At 44.5% G+C, this 3,363-nt stretch carries 7 protein-coding genes; all 7 read right to left on the bottom strand.

Translation table 11 applies throughout. From position 1 onward, the window contains the following. Nucleotides 1–170: 170 nt before the first annotated feature. A complete protein-coding gene (locus LC653_RS45205; protein ID WP_229501741.1) occupies nucleotides 171–581 on the bottom strand; it encodes a hypothetical protein in 411 nt (136 codons plus the stop codon). 207 nt (nucleotides 582–788) lie between these two features. Beyond that, on the bottom strand, nucleotides 789–1,010 hold the full coding sequence (locus LC653_RS47155; protein WP_308189272.1) for a hypothetical protein: 222 nt from the start codon (nucleotides 1,008–1,010) through the stop codon (nucleotides 789–791). A gap of 9 nt (nucleotides 1,011–1,019) precedes the next feature. Continuing rightward, nucleotides 1,020–1,634, bottom strand: a complete 615-nt coding sequence (locus tag LC653_RS47150) for a hypothetical protein (protein ID WP_308189271.1) — start codon at nucleotides 1,632–1,634, stop codon at nucleotides 1,020–1,022. 19 nt (nucleotides 1,635–1,653) lie between these two features. Beyond that, nucleotides 1,654–1,956 (bottom strand): hypothetical protein, encoded by a 303-nt coding sequence (locus tag LC653_RS47145; protein ID WP_308189270.1) that lies wholly within the window; start codon nucleotides 1,954–1,956, stop codon nucleotides 1,654–1,656. Between the two features lie 6 nt (nucleotides 1,957–1,962). Then, nucleotides 1,963–2,148, bottom strand: a complete 186-nt coding sequence (locus LC653_RS47140) for a hypothetical protein (RefSeq protein ID WP_308189269.1) — start codon at nucleotides 2,146–2,148, stop codon at nucleotides 1,963–1,965. A gap of 63 nt (nucleotides 2,149–2,211) precedes the next feature. Then, nucleotides 2,212–2,415, bottom strand: a complete 204-nt coding sequence (locus LC653_RS47135) for a hypothetical protein (protein ID WP_308189268.1) — start codon at nucleotides 2,413–2,415, stop codon at nucleotides 2,212–2,214. A 468-nt stretch (nucleotides 2,416–2,883) separates the two neighbouring features. After that, nucleotides 2,884–3,096, bottom strand: coding sequence for a hypothetical protein (locus LC653_RS45195; protein WP_100903988.1), 213 nt, complete (start codon nucleotides 3,094–3,096; stop codon nucleotides 2,884–2,886). Between the last annotated feature and the right edge of the window lie 267 nt (nucleotides 3,097–3,363).

The following is a 3,363-nucleotide window of genomic DNA, read 5'->3' as shown; positions in this document are numbered from 1 at the left end:
TCTCCAGAAGAAAGCGCAAGCTTTTGGTCTTCAACTTGTCCCCAAATCTCAAGATAAGGAGGAAGCTTCATTTTATCAAACCCTTTCTACATAAGCTTTACGTCAAGTGTTTCTTGAAAGAGGGTTATAATCTCTTTTGAAGAGATTGTGAGGTGTTCCTGAACAGTTCGTTAGGGTTTCTGGAACCTTTGCTCTGGTTGAGTTTTATCTGAAATAGATGCTTTATACGAAGCACGCATTTCTTCAGAGCCAGCATTCATCTCTGTATTTTCAGTATTTGATTCTTGTTTTTGAGAATTTGGTTCTCGTTTTTCAGCATTGGCTTTCTCCCAGAACTCTTTCATTCGGCTACCGTGTAAATTCTGTACCATCCACTTCACTGTCTCCCGTCCATCCTGAATAGACTTGTCGGGTTTGAAGACGAACAACCCACTTTCAGATAGAATTTTCTTCGCAGAGATAAAAGTACTGTACCCCAAAGCAGAAGTTAGCGGCATCCACCGAGAACCGTATGGGTCAGCCGTCCAGCACTCCTGCCACAGTTGGTTAACAGACGGCTTTTGCTGCGATGCCCACAACATATCTTCAATGGGGATAATCACATGAAGTCGCTTGTACGGTGACTGTGATTTACTGGTAGCACCAGCCTTTTTGGGCTTAGGTCTTGAATAGTTGCAGTCATTTTACAATCTCCTGTTAATGTTGACGCACGGAAATTTTCCCCACTGTGATTGCGGGGCTTGGTACTTGCATTTATTTGTCTAAAAAGTTACCGATACACTGGAAGCCTATTGAGGTTGCCAAAACCGCAACTCGTCTCGGAAATACCTGTCAGCTTTTTTCGATTGCTCCTTCCAACAATCCCAGACCACCACTACTTCCTCGCCCAAATCTTTCACAACTTCCCCCCTCTCCACATACAAAGTGCGGTATGGATCAGCATGGGCAACAATAGAACCAACTTGAATGGTGTCCGATTCAGTAGATGCATTTTGGAGAGCCGTAATCAATTCTGTCTCCTAGGTGCTTAATTCCGCCCAGTAGTCTTGTTTAATCACCTCATATTCTTGGGCAACAGTCCAAAATTCCTCCCAGCTACACCCAGGTTTTGCAAGCACCTGCCTGATATCGCTAACCGCTTGGGGCAACATTTCCAATTGCTCGGCTCGATATGCGATCGCAATTGGTGTCGGTTCACTTCCCAAGATTATCGCCGCAGCTTCAAGAGCTTGGGTATTGTTCATCGCTTCGCTTAGGTTCTTCAACGCCATACCCATCAGCCGGAGACATTCTTGGGCATTCTCTTTTGGGGGTTCTTGTGCCAGCGATCGCAAATCAATTGTCTTTTCCAGGGCTTGCTGAACCTGCTTGTTCAACGCTTTAGTCGCCTGTTGGGTCATGGTATTTCCCCACTGTTGAACCGGATGCTGTTGTACGGCGTGTTCTAATTCCTGAATGCGTTGCTGGAGTTGCTGATTTTCAATTTCCAGTTTCCGTAACCCCTCCATCTCCGAGAGCCGTTGCTGTAACTGGATATTTTCTTCTTTCTGTTGTTTAAAGAGTTGTTGCAGAGATTGGATTTGCTCTTGTACCTGGGCTTCGGCTCTGGCTGTGGCCTCTGGGGAGCAAACCAATCCTCAATTCCTGGGAAAGTCATTCTAGTTCCTGTTTATGGCGTTCTTCAATAGCAGCGTTCGTCCTTGACGTTGCCGAAGGCATCGCTTCCGTATATTCTGGTGGATAGTTCCGCTCTCTGGAAAATGGGACACTAGCGGCATCTAAATCAGCATTGTTGATCAATAACCTTTCGCCATCAGCAAAGGTGACAATCTGTTGCCAATGATTTGATGCGTCTGCTTCAATGGTTTCCTCTTCTCCATACCTTGGGTGTGACTGTTGTGAAACTGTGACAATGGCTTTTTGAGGAACCACTGGTTCTTGAATTTTGGGAACCATTGGTTCCTAAATAGATTGCTTTTTGCGTGGAAGTTGAGGAACCACTTTTTTTGCAGCAGCAGCAAAGTCTGATTCACTTGGGGAGGGGTTATCTTTCAGAGCCAGGGATACAGCAGCAAAAAGTTTTTCTGGTTCCAAGACTAAGCGAAGTAACGGACGAGCCTGACGCTCGTTTTTAATGTGTCCCCCCAACTCGCCAACTGCGTCTATGACCTTTTTGGCTCCTAGCAGTTGGTTGATTCGTCGGTAGCCACCCTAGGCGGATAATTCATGCTGGCAGTATTCTTCAAAGCTTTTGTATCCAGCTTTGAGGTAAAGCTGCTGTTCTCGCATCAGGAGGATTTCATCTACCGCGAAGCACTCGAACCTATCGATGGCGGTGAAGGTTTCCTGGATGCTGGTGTTGAGGTTGCTGTAATCGAGTGCTAATGTTGTCTCGGAACGGTTTAGTGTCAGCATGGTTTTACCTATATGTGCTGCATACACCCGTTAAAAACTGCTTATATGGGCGAACGGAATTAGCCACTGTAGATGGTACAGGGCGATTTGATATTGTTTTATTGATCATGAACTGTGCAATTTGTGAGACTGACCAAAGAGCAATGTTTTTGAGGCACTAACTCAAGGGGTTTAGTTTTCTCCACATTTTGAAAGGCACAAAACATATTTTGAGGTGTAGAGGAACTAGCTATACCCCCTGTTTACTGCCTGTAGCCAGCTGTTCTCACAGATGGTACAGATGCGCCACTTCCATGTGGGATGTGACACTTTTACAGAATATGCCTGTTATCCCAAATGGTAGCACATTATCATCACAGTAGATGCAACACATTTAAAGCAGTAAACCCGCCTACTGGTTGGCGGGTTTTTGCTTGAGCATTTCTTTTAGTTTTTCTAGTAATTGCCTGAGAGATTCGTTCTCTTCTCTCAGGCGGCAGTTTCCCCCAATACTAACTCTTCTAATTTTGCGACTCTGTGCTTTAGCTCTACAATATCGCCAGACTCAGCTTTGTTCCCCAGGTATTGCTCAATTAAATCAAGCAGGACATCGGTAGCGTTCTTACCCTCTTCCTTGACCTTTTGGTAAAAAGCATCCTTCTTTTCTGGTGAAATCCTGATATTTAGCCTTGATTCAGTCATAGTACTTTCCTCTTTTCTTGATCAACGCTATCAGCGAAACCCTTGTATTAACAAGTGTACTCCCAGGTATTTATATTTTGTTATCCCAAGATACTGACAAATGGGATAACAAACACTATACTATATTTATAAGCCTAAACGGCATAGAGCTGGCGAAGCTGTCACCAAGTGCAAACTAAACGGTTTAGTTTAAAAACAGAGCATAACTATAGACGTTTCTCTTTGAGTCAGGCGATCGCTATCGCTTCTTGTGCAATCATGTTAAGA

It is taken from the genome of Nostoc mirabile CHAB5784 (assembly GCF_020829645.1).
Taxonomy (GTDB): Bacteria; Cyanobacteriota; Cyanobacteriia; order Cyanobacteriales; family Nostocaceae; genus Nostoc; species Nostoc mirabile.
This window is presented reverse-complemented; position numbering and strand designations above follow the sequence as displayed.